The organism is Microbispora sp. ATCC PTA-5024 (genome assembly GCF_000511135.2).
GTDB classification, from domain to species: Bacteria; Actinomycetota; Actinomycetes; order Streptosporangiales; family Streptosporangiaceae; genus Microbispora; species Microbispora corallina.
Window position 1 is genome coordinate 971357 of record NZ_KI866525.1, and the last position, 15286, is coordinate 986642.

A 15286-nucleotide genomic window follows, 5' to 3' on the forward strand; every position below is an offset into this window, starting at 1 on the left:
GGCCGCGCGAGGCGTACGGGGTGCGCGACCCGCGGCCGGGCTCGCGGAGCGCCTCGGACGTTCCGGGCCGCTGGGCGCCGCGCCGCTTGCGCATGACCAGCCAGCCGATGCCCAGCACGACCAGTCCGAGCGGCGTGCGGGCGAGCCATCGGGTGGCGACGAGCTGCAGGATCCGTTTCATGGCGTTTGCCCCTACCACCACCGGTCACGTTCATGTACGCGGCCTCCCGCCGCTCCGGCGGGGGCCCGAATGCCGACGGATCGGATTTCCACTGGGAAACGGCATCGTGATGCGCCCGGATTCCGCCGTACGACAAAGGAGGGGTAATCATCCGCGCGGCCTGCCGTATCGGCCGGGACCGCGGCCCGAAATCAGGGTATGGAGGTGGACGTCGTTTATGTCCAATCAAACGGACGTCCAGTGTGGAAAGCTAGGCAGGTGCACCGAGATGAGCCGTCGCCGTGCGGGTAAGCCGCTCGCCAGTATCGGAGCGATCGCCCTGCGGTCGGCGTTGACCGCCCTCATCGTCGCCATCGCGACGGCCGCGCTGTCCACGGAGGCGTCCGCCGGCTCGGGCGGGGGGCACAAGGGCCGCAACGGCGACACCGCCAGCTCCGGCAACAGCGGGAAGATCTCCATCAACGCCGGGAACGGCAAGCACAACCAGAACAACTTCGCGATCGACACCCCCACCGTGGTCGACGGCATCCAGGAGGTCTCGACCGGTAACAACGGCAGCACCAACACGCAGAACGTCAACTGCAAGCGCCACAAGCTCTGCAAGGTCAACCAGAGCCAGTGGACGGTGAGCCGAAACTGACAATTGTCCGATCGGTCCGATCCGAGCAGTTATTGACGCTGCCGTTGGCAATACTCCGGTAATAACCCGCGCCCCGTCCGTCGGTGGCGCGGGTTGCGCCCGGCCCCCGATTATCCTGAGCAAGCAGTACGGACGGAGAACGACGTCCGGACTCATCAGGATTCGGCAGGGGGCGACGAAGAATGACAATTCGGCTCGTTGGCGGCGCGGGGGGCATGAGAACCCTGGCCCTGGTGTCTCTCATCGGCGCGTCCGCCTCGGCCGTGTTCCTCGCGGCCCTGGACCCGCTCCCGGCGGCCGCGGGCACCGACCGCGAGCGGGCCGCCCGGGCGCACGGGCGGCTGCGCGCCGACCCGCCCGGCGACGACACGGTGACGAGCGGGAACGGCCGGCGCAACCGCAGCGTCCTGTCGGTGAAGAGCCCCACGAACAACCGCGGTTACCAGCACACCTCCACCGAGGCGGCCGACGGCGTGACGAGCGTCCAGAACGCCCTGTGCCGGAGGAGCCGGGTCTGCAACATCACCCAGAACGTGACGGTGATCGCCCCGACTCCGCGGCCGACGCCGACCCCGGCGGCCACTCCGACGCCCAGCCCCACTCCCACGCCGTCCGAGGAACCCGTGCAGGCGGTCTCGGAGCCGCAGTGGCGGCCGGTGGCGGTGGTGTGGCCGTTGATCCGGCTCGACGTCGGGCTCCTGCTGCGACCCGCGTGCGGGTGCGTGCCGCTGACGGTGATCGGGTGAGCGGACCCCGCGGGTCCGCGAAAGGTGGAGCTATGGGGACTCGAACCCCAGACCCCCTCCATGCCATGGAGGTGCGCTACCAGCTGCGCTATAGCCCCTTGGTCACGCCACCGCAGCGGCGCCCGGCCAGTGTATAGGACGTCCGGCGCGAGAGCGTAACCGTGCGGGACGGCGGGTCAGCAGCCGCAGGAGATGCCGGCGGCCGGGGCCGTCAGCGGGTCCGCCGGGCGCCGCTCGACGCCGGACGCCGTCACGACGGCGAAGCCCTCCCGGGCCCAGTACTCGAAGCCGCCGATCATCTCCTTCACCCGGTACCCGAGCCGGGCGAACTCGAGCGCCGCCCGCGTCGCGCCGTTGCACCCGGGACCCCAGCAGTACGTCACCACAGTGACGTCGCGAGGGATCTCCTCCGGCGCGCGGGCGGCGACCCGCGCGGCCGGCAGGTGGAGCGCGCCCCTCACGTGCCCCTGCCGCCAGCTCTCGGAGCTGCGGACGTCCACCACCACGATCCCGCGCTCGCCCGACTCCAGGTCGGCGTGCACGTCGGACACGTCGGTCTCGAACGACAGGCGGGCGGCGAAGTGGGCGGCGGCCGCGGCCGGGGCGGCGGCGGGAACGTTGAGAACGGCGGACATCAGGACACCTCCGGGAGTCGGTCGTCCCGATCGTGCCGCCGCGGCGTCCCCGTCCGCCAGTGGCACGCGTGCCCACCATCGCTAAGATCTGGCCATGCCGAGCCTCCTGTCCCTCTCCGAGCCCGGCCGTACGGTGTCGGTCCTGGCCTTCGACGGCATGAGCCCCTTCGAGCTGGGGTGCGTGGTCGAGGTCTTCGGGCTTCCCCGCCCCGAGCTCGACGTGCCCTGGTACGACCTCGTCGTCTGCTCCGAGCGCGAGGGCCCGCTGCGGGCCGTGGGCGGCTTCACCGTGCAGGCCGCGCACGGCCTCGACGCGTTCGCCGCGGCCTCCACCGTGATCGTCCCGGGCGTGCCCGACGTCCACGCGGACGTCTCCCCCGCGCTCGCCGGCGCTCTGCGACAGGCCCGCGACCACGGCGCGCGGATCGTGTCGATCTGTTCGGGAGCCTTCGCCCTCGCCGGGGCCGGGCTCCTCGACGGGCGCACCGCCACCACCCACTGGCGGTACGCCGCGCTCCTCCAGAGCCGCTTCCCCCGCGTCACGGTGGACCCCGGCGTCCTGTACGTGGACGAGGGCGACGTGCTGACCAGCGCCGGCAGCGCCGCCGGTCTCGACCTGCTCATCCACCTCGTACGGCGGGACCACGGCCCGAGCGTGGCCAACGCCGTCGCCCGCCGGCTGGTCGTGCCGCCGCACCGCGAGGGCGGGCAGGCGCAGTTCGTCGAGGCGCCGGTCGCGCCCGTCGCGGAGGACGACGCGGTGGCCCGCGCGATGGAGTGGGCGCTGGCCGACCTCGCCCGCCCGATCACCGTGGACGTCCTGGCCCGGGTCGCCGCGATGTCCCGGCGCAGCTTCGTGCGGCACTTCCACCGGAGGACCGGCACCAGCCCCGTCCGCTGGGTGATCGCGCAGCGGATCGCGGCCAGCCTGCCCCTGCTGGAGACCACGGCGGTCCCGGTCGAGGAGGTCGCGGCCGCGGTGGGCTTCGAGAGCCCGGTGACGTTCCGTCACCACTTCACGCGGGCGATGCGCACCTCCCCCTCGGCGTACCGCCGGGCGTTCGCGCCCCGACCTGCACGTCTGGGAGATTCATGATTATTGATGGAAGATTGTGCGGTTTGTCCAATGTAGTGGTTAAGGTGGTCAACCACCCGCGGAAGCCGAGGAGCTTTCCCCCTAAACGACCGCAGGGAGTTGTTTCCACATGCAAGGGGACGTCCACCCCCCGACGAGCCGGCCCGATTTCCGCCAGGAGGAGATCCTCGACAGCGGCGCCGGCGGTTCCCGGAGCGGCTCCGGGAACACCACGAAGAAGGCCGTGATCGCGGCCGCCGCGCTGGTGGCGCTGCTCGTCGCCGGCGGCGCCGGGTTCGTGCTCGCCAAGGGTTCGGGCGGTCCGGCGCCGAGCGGCGCGGGACCGGCCGCGAGCCAGGACGCCGGAGCCCCCGCCGGCGACGCCGGGCAGGGAGGGACCGATCAGGCCGGATCCCAGGACGGCGCGGGCGACCAGCCCGGCGACGGCGGGGACGACACGGGCGCCACAGGAGGCGGCGACGGCACGGGCCAGGACGCCTCCGGCGGCGGCACCGGGACGGGCGCGGGCGGGTCCGGCGGCTCGACCGGCTCCGGCTCCTCCGGGTCCTCGGGCTCCTCCGGGACGGGCGGCACGAGGAGCGGGACGAAGAGCGGCACGTCGAACGGCGGCGGCACCGGCAAGCCCCAGGGCGGCGGGTCGTCCGGTTCGCAGGCCCCCGCCGACGGCCCCGGCGGGGTCGTCGAGGGCCAGTGCGCCAAGAGCGGCTGCTAGCCCCCCATCAGGCGGCGGTGTCAGCCGAGGTGCCGGGCGAAGAACCGCAGCGTGCTGTCCAGTTCGAACGCCGGGATCTCGCCGTGCCTGCCGGGGTTCGCGTGCAGCGTCTTCTCGGCTGAGGCGAAGGCGTCGAACAGCGCCAAGCCCTGGGCCCGCGGCACCCGCTCATCGTCCCACTGCAGGAGGAACTCCACCGGGACGGTGATCCGCGCGGCGTCCTCCGCCGATGCCGTCGCCCCGCCCAGACCCAGCACCGCCGCGCGGACCCGGGGTTCGGCGGCGACGAACGGAATCCCGAGTCCGCACCCCAGCGACACACCCCAATAGCCCACCGGACCGGCACCGACGTACTCGAGGTCCTGGACCGCGTCCAGGACGGCACGCCATTCCGGGACGGTCTGGCGAGCCACGAGCGCCTGGAAGACGGCGATCAGCGGGGCCGGATCCTCCCCGGCGTCCATGCGCGCCCGGTTCTCTGTGGCGATCCGGTCGTACTCCTCATCCTTCGGCCTGTCGCCGTGGCCGGGCACGTCCACCGCCACCACCGCGAAGGCACAGTCGGTCGCCAACCGGCGCGCACGGGTCAGGATGCCGGGGGCCTTCTTGTGCTGTCCGCCGCCGTGTCCCATGACAATGAGGGGACGAGTGCCGGCGGCGCCTTCCGGCGTCCACAGCACGCCGGGAATCTCACCGAGGGTGAAGAGCCTTTCGCGGACGCCGTCCGACGACGTCTCAGAGATGAAGCGCATTGCGTTTCGAGCCTTTCGGGATGCCTTCCGCGGGCGCTCCCTAGGCCATGCGAGGGAGGGAGCCCCGACCTGTCACAGCGTTGATCGGTCTCACCTCCTCAGTTCGCAGCACAAACGGCGACGCCGAACATATCACCAGAAGGTCCACCCGCGTCCGGCCCCGGACAGACGTCCGGGCCAGCCTGACGAGGCCGGCCCGGACGGGGTGATCGATCAGACCAGGTCGAACCGGTCGAGGTCCATGACCTTGGACCACGCCGCGACGAAGTCGTTCACGAACTTCTGCTTCGCGTCGTCGCTCGCGTAGACCTCCGCGAGCGCCCGCAGCTCGGAGTTCGCGCCGAAGACGAGGTCGGCCCGGCTGGCGGTCCACCTGGTCTCGCCCGTGCCCGCGTCGCGGCCCTCGAACGTGGTCTGGTCCTCCGACGCCGACTTCCACTCCGTGCCCATGTCGAGCAGGTTGACGAAGAAGTCGTTGGTAAGGACGCCGGGGGTCGAGGTGAGGACGCCGGCCTTCGACTGCCGGTGGTTGGCGCCGAGGACGCGGAGGCCGCCGACGAGGACCGTCATCTCGGGGGCGCTGAGGGTCAGCAGGTTGGCCCGGTCGATCAGCAGGTACTCGGCCGGAAGGCGGTTGCCCTTGCCGTAGTAGTTGCGGAACCCGTCGGCGGCCGGCTCCAGGGCGGCGAACGACTCCACGTCGGTCTCGTCCTGCGACGCGTCCACACGCCCCGGCGTGAAGGGGACCTCGACGTCGAAGCCGGCGTCCTTGGCCGCCTTCTCGACGGCGGCGGAGCCGCCGAGCACGATCAGGTCGGCGAGCGAGATCTGCTTGCCGCCGGTCTGCGCGGCGTTGAACGACTCCTGGATCCCCTCAAGGGTGCGCAGCACCGCGGCCAGCTGGTCGGGGTCGTTGACCTCCCACCCGCTCTGCGGCTGCAGGCGGACGCGGGCGCCGTTGGCGCCGCCGCGCTTGTCGCTGCCGCGGAACGACGAGGCCGAGGCCCACGCGGTGGAGACGAGCTCGGACACGGTCAGGCCCGAGGCGAGGATCCGGCCCTTGAGGGCGGCGACGTCGCCGGCGTCCACGAGCTCGTACGTCCGCGCCGGCAGCGGGTCCTGCCACAGCAGCACCTCGCTCGGGACCTCGGGGCCGAGGTAGCGCACGACCGGGCCCATGTCGCGGTGGGTCAGCTTGAACCACGCCCGGGCGAAGGCGTCCGCGAACGCGTCCGGGTTCTCCAGGAAGCGCCGCGAGATCTGCTCGTAGACGGGGTCGAACCGGAGCGCCAGGTCGGTCGTCAGCATCGTCGGGGCGTGCTTCTTCGACGGGTCGTGGGCGTCGGGGACGGTGCCCGCCCCCGCGCCGTCCTTCGGCCGCCACTGGTGGGCGCCGGCGGGGCTCTGGAACAGCTCCCACTCGTAGCCGAACAGGATCTCGAAGAAGGAGTTGTCCCACGTGGTCGGGGTGGGCGTCCAGGTCACCTCGAGACCGCTGGTGATCGCGTCGCCGCCCTTGCCGGTGCCGAAGCTGTTCTTCCAGCCGAAGCCCTGCTGCTCGATCGGGGCCGCCTCGGGGTCGGCGCCGACGTTGTCCGCCGGGCCGGCGCCGTGGGCCTTGCCGAAGGTGTGACCGCCCGCGATGAGGGCGACCGTCTCCTCGTCGTTCATCGCCATCCGGCGGAACGTCTCACGGATGTCGCGGGCCGACGCCAGCGGGTCCGGGTTGCCGTTCGGGCCCTCCGGGTTGACGTAGATGAGGCCCATCTGGACCGCGGCGAGAGGGTTTTCGAGCTCGCGGTCGCCGGTGTAGCGCTCGTCGCCGAGCCAGGTGGTCTCGGGACCCCAGTAGACGTCCTCCTCCGACTCCCAGACGTCCTCACGGCCGCCCGCGTAGCCGAAGGTCGTGAAGCCCATCGACTCCAGCGCGACGTTGCCCGCGAGGATCATGAGGTCGGCCCACGAGATCTTCTGGCCGTACTTCTTCTTGACCGGCCACAGCAGGCGGCGGGCCTTGTCGAGGTTGCCGTTGTCGGGCCAGCTGTTCAGCGGGGCGAAGCGCTGCTGACCGGCCCCGGCGCCGCCGCGGCCGTCGCTGATGCGGTACGTGCCCGCGCTGTGCCACGCCATCCGGATGATCAGCGGACCGTAGTGGCCGAAGTCGGCGGGCCACCAGTCCTGGGAGGTCGTCAGCACCTCGGCGATGTCACGCTTCACGGCCGCGAGGTCGAGGCTGTTGAACGCCGCGGCGTAGTCGAACTCCTCGCCGAGGGGGTTGGCCACGGCGGGGTTCTTGGCGAGGATCCTCAGGTTGAGCCGCTCCGGCCACCACTGGCGGTTCCCGCCGCCCTGAGTCGGGTGCGCGGCGCGCCCGTGCGCGACGGGGCAGCCGCCCTCGCCCTCCGTCTTCGGGTCGGTGACGATTGCATCATGGTTCTCAGACATGGGAATCCTTCTGAAAGAGGTGGATCACGCGGCTCGTCAACCGCGGGCGGTGGAACAGCCGGGGCACAGGCCCCAGTAGATGACGTCGGCCTCTTCGATCGAGAAGCCGTGGTCGTCGGACGCCGTCAGGCAGGGGGCGTGACCGACCGCGCAGTCGACGTCGGCGACGGCGCCGCACGACCGGCACACCACGTGGTGGTGGTTGTCGCCGACGCGCCCCTCGAACCGGGCCGGACTGCCGGCCGGCTCGATGCGGCGGACGAGTCCCGCCGCGGTGAGCGCGTGGAGGGCCTCGTACACGGCTTGGAGGGAGACGTGGCCGACGCGGTCGCGCACCCCGGACGCGATCGCGTCGACGTCGAGGTGGTCACCGTGCCGGACGGTCTCGAGCAGTGCGACGCGGGCGGCCGTCACGCGCAGGCCGGCGCCGCGCAGCTCGTCGGCGGTGGTCGGGGTCCTGGGTGCGATCATCGCGCACAACCTACCGTCATAAAGGCGAACCATACAAGAGAACGAACGATTAACGTAAGGTGCCGGATTCGGCAGGGTCCGTCCGTTCCGGATGGGTCGTCGCGGGGCGATCCCGTACGGCGTCAGGTGAGCGACTCCACGAACCGGGACATGCCGTCCAGCCAGCGGTCCGGGTCGGCCACCTTGCGGGCCAGGAAGGCGGCCACCTCGGGGTGCGGCAGGATGTAGAAGCGCTCGTCGGCCAGGCCCTCGACGACGTGGCCGGCCACCTCGGCCGGGTCGAGCACGGCGCCCGACGAGGCGACGGCGCGCGCGGTGACGTGGTCCTCCTCCAGCCCCCGCTCCATCATCCGGGTGCGGACGCCCTGCGGGCAGAGCACGCTCACGCGGATGCCCCTGGCGCGGTAGTGGATGGCCACCCACTCGGCGAAGGAGATCGCCGCCGCCTTGCTCACGGCGTACGGCGCGTCGCCGGGGCAGCTCACCAGCCCGGCGGCCGAGCACGTGTTCAGCAGGTATCCGCCGCCGCGCTCGACCATCCGGGGCACGACGGCGCGCGCGGCGTAGACGTGGGCCATCGTGTTGACGGCGAGCGTCGCACTCCAGTCGAGGTCGGAGGCGTCCAGGCCGTGGCCGGTGATGACGCCGGCGTTGGAGCAGAACAGGTCCACCGGGCCGAGGTCCCGCTCAGCCGCGTCCACCAGCGCGCGGACGTCGTCCTCGACGGTCACGTCGGCCCCCACGGCGAGGGCGCGCCCGCCGATCTCGGCGGCGACCGCCGCGGCGCCCGCCTCGTCGAGGTCGGCCACGAGCACGCCGGCCGCCCCCTCGGCGGCGAAGCGCAGTGCCAGGGCGCGCCCGATGCCGCCCGCGGCGCCCGTCACGACGACGATCTTGTCCTCGACCCGCATGACCCCTCCAAACCGACCAGTCGGTATCGGAACCTACGCGCCCGCTCCTCCGGCGTCAACGAATCAAGACCGGGCGGCCGCGAGTCCCGCCGGGATGGGCATCGAGAACCAGACCGTCTTGCCACCGGCGACCCGGCTGGCGCCCCAGCGCTCGGCGAGCTGGCTGACCAGGTACATCCCCCGGCCGTCCTCATCGAGCACGCCGGGCTCGCGCAGGATCGGCAGCCGGTGGTCGTCGTCGCTGACCTCGCACAGCAGCGCGTCGGTGCGCAGCAGCCGGATCGTGATGGGCCGTGAGGTCTGCCGCACCGCGTTCGTGACCAGCTCGGACGCGAGGAGCTGGGCCACGGGGATCATCGGCTCCAGGCCCCACGAGGTCAGCGTCCGACGGACGAGGCCGCGCACCCGGCCCGGCGTCGCCGGCTGCGGCTCCATCATCCACTGCGCCACGTGCCCGCTGGGGATGCCCCGGAACCGGATGGCCAGCAGCGTCACGTCGTCCGACCGGCCGGAGGACAGCGCGTCGTCGCACAGGTCCTCGACATGGGCGCCCCCGGCGACCCGGCGGCGCAGGGTCTCGACGCTCTGGCCGATGTCCTGCCCGCGCTGCTCCACCAGGCCGTCGGTGTACAGCACGAGCATGCTGCCGTCCTCGGCGGCGATCTCCATGGTCTCGAACGGCGTGCGCCCGAGCCCGATGGGCGGGCAGCGGGGCGGCGACAGCAGGTCGGCCCCGCCGTCCGGCCGTACGAGGACGGGCGGCAGATGGCCGGCGCTCGCGATCGTGCAGCGCCGCAGCACGGGGTCGTACACGCAGTAGACGCAGGTGGTGAGCGTCTGCGCGGCGAGCCGCTGGGCCATCTCGTCGAGCGAGTGGAGCACCTGCTCGGCCGGCAGGTCGAGCGAGGCGAGCGTCTGGACGGCGGTGCGGAGCTGGCCCATGACGGCGGCGGCGGGCAGGCCGTGGCCCATGACGTCGCCCACCACCAGCGCGACCCTGCTCCCGGGCAGCGGGATCACGTCGAACCAGTCGCCGCCGACCCGCTCGGCCGCCGGCTCGTACCGGAACGAGATCTCCAGCCCGGGCAGCACGGGCGGGGCGCCCGGCCTGATCCCCCGCTGGAGGATCTCGACGGCCTCGACCTGCTGCCGGTGCCGGTGACCATGGAAGATCGTCAGCGCGGCCGGGACGCCGAGCTGGGCGGCCGCCAGCAGGTCGGCGTCCGCGAAGGAAGGACGCTGCCGGTCCCTGGCCAGCACGACGCAGCCGACCGGCTTGCCGTACGCGCGCAGGGGAACGGCGATGAGGTGGTCGTCGAGCCGGGCGGGGCCGCGCCGCCGGTCGTCGTGCCAGCGCGGGGGCAGGCGCCCGGCGCGGTCGACCCGGTGCCGCACGCCGCCGTCCACGTAGACGGCCGCCGCGTCGGCCAGCCGGGGTACGGCGGCCTCGCACAGCACCCGGGCCGCCTCCTCGGGGCTCGGGCTGTCGCCGATGGCCTGAGCCGCCTCGCTCAGGTACCCCAGCAGGTCGAGCGTTTCCCCGTCCCACGACACGGGTGGGCAGCCTCTCAGAATTGGTCGCGACGGCAATTGAAGAAGAGCTGGATTTCGGGTGGCGCCTGGGTCGTCGCGGGCGCGTACGAAATGTGATTCTCCGACAGCACGCTGAAACCGGCGGCCTCGACGACCTCCCGCAACTCGTCGCGCAGATATCCGGTCACCCGAACGGGCGCGCCCAGAAACTGGAATGGCACGTCGTCGAGGTCGATTTCCACCATGCTCAGCGAGAACAGGGCGCCCGGCGCGAGCACCGAGTGCAGCCTGCCGAGCGCCGCCACGATGTCGGCGCGCGGCAGCATGAGCAGGCTGAAGAACGCGGTGGCGGCGTCGAACACGCCCAGGGACCCGTCGACCTCGAGCACGTCGAACTCGAGGAAGGTGCCGACCGGGACGTTCTTCCTGGCCAGGTCGAGCATGACCGGGGAGATGTCGATGCCCGTCACCTCGCAGCCCGCGTCGGCGAACTGCTGGGCGGTGGGAGACCCGGTGCCGCAGCCGACGTCGAGCACGCGGGCACCGGGCTTGAGCTGCTTGATCATCCACTCACCGGCGGCGATCTGTCCTTCCTTGTGCGGAAACGCCTCGTCATATCGGGCACCGATGCGATTGAACGCCTCGGCCTGCATCGTTCGGTACTCGTGACGAGGATTGTCCGCGCCGGACTCGGTTGTCATGTGTGCCGCCATTGTGATCAGCCGTCTATGCCTCCTCTTAGATAGGGGTCCGCGCCCTTTCAAGTCAAGACATTCCAGGATTAATTTGTCATTTCACCAGTTCATGGAGTCAGAGATCGCTGTCAATCGACGGGCGTCTCTTTGACCTGCGCCACGATCTGCGTCGGGTTGACGAACACGAGGGCCACCGCCAGCAACGCCGCCGACAGCATCGTGTAGACCACGGCCATCGCGTCGATCGCCTGGGCGGCCCGGATACCGGGGGTGAACGCGGCGCTGAACAGCGCGACGACGAGCGTCTGGCTGTCCGGCCCGGCCACGAGGAACGTCAGCTCGAACATCGCGACCGTGCGCACCAGCACCAGGATCCCCGCCGCGAGGATGCCCGGCACCAGCAGCGGCACCAGCACGCGGAGGAAGACCTGCCGGGTGCCCGCCCCGCACATCCGGGCCGCCGACTCGATCGTCGTGTCGATCTGCTCGATGAACGGCGTCATGACGAGCACCACGAACGGCAGCGCCGGCACCAGGTTGGCCGCGATCACCCCGGCCATGCTCCCCGCGAGCTGGAACTTGTAGAGCACGGTCGCCAGCGGGATGCCGTACGTGATGGGCGGCAGCAGCACCGGCAGCAGCAGGAGCAGCAGGACGAGCCGCTTGCCGGGGAAGGTCCGCCGCGCCAGCGCGTACGCCGCGGGGACGCCGAGCGCCAGCGCGACGAGCACCACGGCCAGCGCGACGACGAGCGTCACCCGGAGCACGTCGCCGAGGCCGAACTCGTCCCAGGCCTCGGCGTACCAGCGCATGGTGAAGCCGCGCGGCAGCCAGTCGCCGAACCAGCTGGTCGCGAACGAGTCCACGACCACCGAAAGGATCAGCGCCAGCAGGTTGACCAGGAAGAAGGCGACGCCGCCCCAGACGATCCAGGCGTACGGCCCGCCCCGCCGGCGGGGCCTTCCGATCGGCACGCTCATGCGCCCTTGCCTCCCGTCGAGCCGGTGTAGAGCCGCCCGCGCCAGAGCAGGACGAGCGCGATGACGACCAGTTCGAAGACGCCCATCAGGACGGCGATGGTCGAGGCCATCGAGTAGTCGTACTTCTCGAACGCCGCGTCGTAGGCCGCGATCGCCATCACCCGGGTCTCGTTGGCCGGCTCGCCCACGAGGTTCGCCGAGGGGAAGACCGAGAACGCCAGCACGAAGGCGAGCACGAACGTGGTGGCCAGCCCCGGCGCGAGCAGCGGCAGCGTGATCCGCCTGACCCGCTCCCACGGCCCCGCCCCCAGGGTCGCCGCCGCCCGTTCGAGCGTCGGGTCGATGCCCGACATGTACGACAGGACGAGCAGGAAGGCGAACGGGAAACCCGTGATGACCAGGGAGAACAGCACGCCCCAGTAGTTGTAGATGAGCCGCACGGGCTCGTGCACCAGGCCGATCCCCATGAGCACGCGGTTGAACCAGCCCTTGGGGCCGAGGTAGCGCAGCAGGCCGTCGGCCACGAGCACGGTCCCGAGCGTCACCGGGAGCACCAGGATGGCCGTCAGCAGCCGCCTGCCGCGGAACCTGCCCCGCAGCCGGTACGCGATCGGCACCGACGCCCCGACGTTGATCAGCGCGGCCGGCAGCGCGAGCCGCATCGTCTTGCCGATCGTGCCGCTCTGGTAGGGGTCGGCGAAGAACGCCCGGTAGTTGTCGAGCAGCCCGCCGGTCCTGGGCTGGAGCGACAGGCCCACGCCGTACAGCATGGGGTAGAGGAACAGCAGCACCAGCGTGAGCACGGCGGGGACCAGGAGCAGCAGCACCCGGTCCACCCCGCGCTCGGCCAGCCGGTGCCGCAGGCCGGTCGTCACTCGGGCACCTCCGCCACGTCCGCGGCCGGGGCGTCGACGGGGTAGACCAGCACGCGCTCCACGGGCACGGTGAGGTCGATCCGGTCGCCCGGGGCGACACGCTCGGGCAGGCGGACGTGCACCACCCGGCCCGTCTCCGTGACGCCCTCGGCGGCCACCTCCCGCCCGTGGAACTCCACCACCTCGACCCGTACCTGTACGGCGTTGTCCCGGCCGGCGCCGAGCCGGAAGTCGTGCGGGCGGACGGCGGCCACGGCCCTCGCCCCGCCCGCCCGGCCGCCGCGCTGGGCCAGGCCGGTCAGCCGCATGCCGGGCTCGGCGAGGATCACCCGGGCGCCGTCGTGCGCCGCCACGGGCAGGTCGAGCAGGTTGCGGTAGCCCATGAAGCCCGCCACGTAGGTGTTCGCCGGGTAGGTGTACACCTCCTCGGGCGAGCCGACCTGCTCGACGAGCCCGCCGCGCAGCACCACGATCCGGTCGGCCAGCGCGAGCGCCTCCTCCTGGTCGTGGGTCACGTAGACCGTCGTCAGGCCGAGGGACTGGTGCAGCCGCCGGATCTCGGTGCGCATCTGCAGGCGCAGCTTGGCGTCGAGGTTCGACAGCGGCTCGTCCATCAGCACGAGCCGGGGCCGCAGCACCACGGCCCGCGCGATGGCCACCCGCTGCTGCTGACCGCCGGACAGCTGGCCCGGCAGCTTGCCGGCGTGCTCCGACAGCTCCACCAGCGCCAGCGCCTCGTCGACCCGGCGGGCGATCTCCGCCTTCGGCAGCCGCCGCACGGCCAGGCCGAAGCCGACGTTGCGGCGCACCGACAGGTGCGGGAACAGCGCGTAGTTCTGGAACACCATCCCGAACCCCCGCCGCTCCGGCGGAAGCCCGTCGATCCGCTCGTCGTCGAGCCAGATGCCGCCGCCCGACAAGGGCAGCAGCCCGGCCAGGCAGTTCAGCGCGGTGGACTTGCCGCAGCCCGAGGGGCCGAGGAGGGCGAGGAACTCGCCCCCCTCGATCGTCAGGTCGAGCCGGTCGAGCGCGACCGCCTGGCCGAACCGCCGGGTCACCCCCTCCATGCGCAGCTCGCGGAAGCCTCCGCGCAGCTTGCCGGGAAGGACGCCCGAGTGGCTCACGATGTCTTCACCTTGTCGCCGCCGATCTCCTTGTCCCACGTGTCGAACGCCGTGACCATGAGCTTCGCGTCGAGCGGGACGGCCTTGGGGTTGTCCTCGATGAGCCGGTCGTACTCGGGCCGGCCGTACTCCTTGATCGCCTGCTGACTGTCCGGCGGGGCCATGTCGAGCGTCACGCCCCGCACGGCCGGGCCCGGGTAGAAGTAGCCCTTGTCGTACGTGATCGCCTGCTGCTGGGGGGTGAGGGCGAACTTCAGCAGGTCGAGGATCACGGCGAGCTTGGCGCCCGAGACGCCCTTGGGCACGACCGCGTAGTGCGCATCGGTCACCCAGGTGAAACCCTCCAGGCTCTGGACCTTGTAGTCCTTGGGCACCTGGCCGAGGACCCGGGGGTTGATGTCCCAGCCGGTCGTCGTGATGACGATGTCACGGGTGCCGTCGCCGAGCTCGCTCATGGTCTGGGACGTCTTGCTCGGGTAGTACTCGATGGTCTGCCCGAGGTCCTTGAGGTACCTCCAGGTCTTCGACCAGCCGTTGACCGGGTCCTTCGGGTCGGAGTCCTTGAGGATGTACGGCAGGCCCATCAGGAAGGTGCGTCCGGGCCCTGAATTGGCCGGCCGGGCGTACTCCAGCTTCCTGGGGTGGGCCTTCGCCCAGGCCAGCAGCTCCTCGGCGGTCTTCGGCGGGTTGGGCACGGTCGCCGGGTTGTACTCGATGAGCGGCCCCGACGGGTAGTAGGTGATGACGACGCCCCTGCCCTGGGCCAGCTCGGCCATCTTGGCCGCCGGCTCCAGGTAGTCGGGCTTGGGCGTCTTGCCGGCGTACCTGCCCTGGAGGTCCACCCACAGGTTCTGCTCCAGGCCGGCCGACAGGCCGTCGGTGCCGGTGAGGACGAGGTCGATGTCGAGGCGGCCCGCGTCCTGCTGGGCCTTCACCTTGCCGGCCAGCTCCGGCGCCGTGACCTTGGTGTAGGTGATCTTGCTCACGGCTTTCGGGTGCTGAGCCTTGTAGTTCTCGAATATCTGCTGCGTGAGCTGCAGGTTGCCGGCGACGTCCACGATGTTGAGCGTCACCGGCTCGGACGGCATCACGACGTCGGCGGCCGGGGGCTCGGGCACGAAGGCCTTGCCCTGGTCCGGCGCGCCGCAGGCGGCGAGCAGCCCGGCGAGCGCCAGTACGGCGAGACGGGAGTGTCTCATGGGGGTGCGGTCCTCCTCGTGCCCGCTGCGCGGGCCTTCCGTGGGGGTGAGAACACGCGTCCCGCCGGGGACCTGGATCCCCCGGCGCCGTGGCGGCGGGGGCGGCGGGGACGACGACGGGCGGGGGCGCCGCCCTCGGACGGGCGACCGGACGGCCGGGCCGGGTCGGCATGATCTTCTCCCCGTCGGGGAAGGCCGCCATCGGCTACCGCGTGGTCGCCGGGGTGATGCTGGCCAGCGGCGACCCGGTCGGCGACGTTGAGGCGTGGCCGGGGGCCATCCGCCGGTTCC

17 protein-coding genes and 1 tRNA gene are annotated in these 15286 nt (G+C 71.8%); 5 read left to right on the forward strand and 13 right to left on the reverse strand.

What is annotated here, in order from left to right; translation table 11 throughout:
• Positions 1-181 (reverse strand): DUF6203 family protein (locus MPTA5024_RS42815; RefSeq protein ID WP_198167476.1); only part of this gene is annotated, 181 nt, incomplete at its 3' end.
• Between the two features lie 268 nt (positions 182-449).
• Between MPTA5024_RS42815 and MPTA5024_RS30345 the strand changes: the two genes are divergently transcribed.
• The gene (locus MPTA5024_RS30345) at positions 450-821 is read left to right on the forward strand and encodes a hypothetical protein (RefSeq protein ID WP_157099810.1); all 372 of its coding nucleotides are present in this window, start codon (positions 450-452) and stop codon (positions 819-821) included.
• A 215-nt stretch (positions 822-1036) separates the two neighbouring features.
• Positions 1037-1567: a hypothetical protein gene (locus tag MPTA5024_RS30350; protein WP_036330663.1), complete on the forward strand. Its 531-nt coding sequence runs from the start codon at positions 1037-1039 to the stop codon at positions 1565-1567.
• A 25-nt stretch (positions 1568-1592) separates the two neighbouring features.
• On the opposite strand, the gene MPTA5024_RS30355 is transcribed toward MPTA5024_RS30350, so the two are convergent.
• A tRNA-Ala gene (locus MPTA5024_RS30355) sits at positions 1593-1665 on the reverse strand.
• A gap of 78 nt (positions 1666-1743) precedes the next feature.
• Positions 1744-2202 (reverse strand): rhodanese-like domain-containing protein, encoded by a 459-nt coding sequence (locus MPTA5024_RS30360; RefSeq protein WP_036330664.1) that lies wholly within the window; start codon positions 2200-2202, stop codon positions 1744-1746.
• A gap of 94 nt (positions 2203-2296) precedes the next feature.
• Between MPTA5024_RS30360 and MPTA5024_RS30365 the strand changes: the two genes are divergently transcribed.
• Both MPTA5024_RS30365 and MPTA5024_RS30370 read left to right on the forward strand, forming a co-directional pair.
• Positions 2297-3298: a helix-turn-helix domain-containing protein gene (locus tag MPTA5024_RS30365; RefSeq protein WP_051458852.1), complete on the forward strand. Its 1002-nt coding sequence runs from the start codon at positions 2297-2299 to the stop codon at positions 3296-3298.
• Positions 3299-3407: 109 nt separating this feature from the next.
• Positions 3408-4010: a hypothetical protein gene (locus MPTA5024_RS30370; protein ID WP_051458853.1), complete on the forward strand. Its 603-nt coding sequence runs from the start codon at positions 3408-3410 to the stop codon at positions 4008-4010.
• 20 nt (positions 4011-4030) lie between these two features.
• Here the strand turns inward: MPTA5024_RS30370 and MPTA5024_RS30375 are convergent, their stop codons facing one another.
• From MPTA5024_RS30375 to MPTA5024_RS30420, 10 genes are all read right to left on the reverse strand, one after another.
• Complete coding sequence (locus tag MPTA5024_RS30375; RefSeq protein ID WP_232326704.1) at positions 4031-4690, reverse strand: dienelactone hydrolase family protein; 660 nt, start codon at positions 4688-4690, stop codon at positions 4031-4033.
• Between the two features lie 285 nt (positions 4691-4975).
• A complete protein-coding gene (gene katG / locus MPTA5024_RS30380) occupies positions 4976-7207 on the reverse strand; it encodes a catalase/peroxidase HPI (RefSeq protein WP_036330668.1) in 2232 nt (743 codons plus the stop codon).
• A 36-nt stretch (positions 7208-7243) separates the two neighbouring features.
• Complete coding sequence (locus MPTA5024_RS30385; protein WP_036330670.1) at positions 7244-7678, reverse strand: Fur family transcriptional regulator; 435 nt, start codon at positions 7676-7678, stop codon at positions 7244-7246.
• Positions 7679-7800: 122 nt separating this feature from the next.
• Positions 7801-8589 (reverse strand): SDR family oxidoreductase, encoded by a 789-nt coding sequence (locus tag MPTA5024_RS30390; protein ID WP_036330672.1) that lies wholly within the window; start codon positions 8587-8589, stop codon positions 7801-7803.
• A 63-nt stretch (positions 8590-8652) separates the two neighbouring features.
• A complete protein-coding gene (locus tag MPTA5024_RS30395; RefSeq protein WP_051458854.1) occupies positions 8653-10143 on the reverse strand; it encodes an ATP-binding SpoIIE family protein phosphatase in 1491 nt (496 codons plus the stop codon).
• Positions 10144-10157: 14 nt separating this feature from the next.
• Positions 10158-10823 carry a class I SAM-dependent DNA methyltransferase gene (locus tag MPTA5024_RS30400; protein ID WP_036330673.1) on the reverse strand — a complete coding sequence of 222 codons (666 nt, stop codon included), beginning with the start codon at positions 10821-10823 and terminating at the stop codon, positions 10158-10160.
• A gap of 122 nt (positions 10824-10945) precedes the next feature.
• Positions 10946-11797 (reverse strand): ABC transporter permease, encoded by an 852-nt coding sequence (locus MPTA5024_RS30405; protein WP_036330674.1) that lies wholly within the window; start codon positions 11795-11797, stop codon positions 10946-10948.
• A complete protein-coding gene (locus MPTA5024_RS30410; protein ID WP_036330675.1) occupies positions 11794-12672 on the reverse strand; it encodes an ABC transporter permease in 879 nt (292 codons plus the stop codon). Before MPTA5024_RS30410 ends, MPTA5024_RS30405 begins: the two co-directional genes overlap by 4 nt.
• Positions 12669-13796 carry an ABC transporter ATP-binding protein gene (locus MPTA5024_RS44405; RefSeq protein ID WP_198167478.1) on the reverse strand — a complete coding sequence of 376 codons (1128 nt, stop codon included), beginning with the start codon at positions 13794-13796 and terminating at the stop codon, positions 12669-12671. The genes MPTA5024_RS30410 and MPTA5024_RS44405 overlap by 4 nt, the downstream gene beginning before the upstream one ends.
• Positions 13793-14995 carry an extracellular solute-binding protein gene (locus MPTA5024_RS30420; RefSeq protein WP_036330676.1) on the reverse strand — a complete coding sequence of 401 codons (1203 nt, stop codon included), beginning with the start codon at positions 14993-14995 and terminating at the stop codon, positions 13793-13795. The genes MPTA5024_RS44405 and MPTA5024_RS30420 overlap by 4 nt, the downstream gene beginning before the upstream one ends.
• Before the next feature lie 89 nt (positions 14996-15084).
• Here MPTA5024_RS30420 and MPTA5024_RS43955 point away from each other — a divergent pair.
• The coding region (locus tag MPTA5024_RS43955) for a phosphatidylglycerol lysyltransferase domain-containing protein (RefSeq protein WP_036330677.1) at positions 15085-15286 on the forward strand (202 nt) is incomplete at its 3' end.

Bases quoted from the DNA above. Each gene is read 5' to 3' on its own strand.
- MPTA5024_RS30345 (WP_157099810.1), top strand. From the start codon at position 450: ATGAGCCGTCGCCGTGCGGGTAAGCCGCTCGCCAGTATCGGAGCGATC.
- MPTA5024_RS30350 (WP_036330663.1), top strand. From the start codon at position 1,037: ATGAGAACCCTGGCCCTGGTGTCTCTCATCGGCGCGTCCGCCTCGGCC.
- MPTA5024_RS30360 (WP_036330664.1), bottom strand. From the start codon at position 2,202: ATGTCCGCCGTTCTCAACGTTCCCGCCGCCGCCCCGGCCGCGGCCGCC.
- MPTA5024_RS30365 (WP_051458852.1), top strand. From the start codon at position 2,297: ATGCCGAGCCTCCTGTCCCTCTCCGAGCCCGGCCGTACGGTGTCGGTC.
- MPTA5024_RS30370 (WP_051458853.1), top strand. From the start codon at position 3,408: ATGCAAGGGGACGTCCACCCCCCGACGAGCCGGCCCGATTTCCGCCAG.
- katG (WP_036330668.1), bottom strand. From the start codon at position 7,207: ATGTCTGAGAACCATGATGCAATCGTCACCGACCCGAAGACGGAGGGC.
- MPTA5024_RS30385 (WP_036330670.1), bottom strand. From the start codon at position 7,678: ATGATCGCACCCAGGACCCCGACCACCGCCGACGAGCTGCGCGGCGCC.
- MPTA5024_RS30390 (WP_036330672.1), bottom strand. From the start codon at position 8,589: ATGCGGGTCGAGGACAAGATCGTCGTCGTGACGGGCGCCGCGGGCGGC.
- MPTA5024_RS30400 (WP_036330673.1), bottom strand. From the start codon at position 10,823: ATGACAACCGAGTCCGGCGCGGACAATCCTCGTCACGAGTACCGAACG.
- MPTA5024_RS30405 (WP_036330674.1), bottom strand. From the start codon at position 11,797: ATGAGCGTGCCGATCGGAAGGCCCCGCCGGCGGGGCGGGCCGTACGCC.
- MPTA5024_RS30420 (WP_036330676.1), bottom strand. From the start codon at position 14,995: ATGAGACACTCCCGTCTCGCCGTACTGGCGCTCGCCGGGCTGCTCGCC.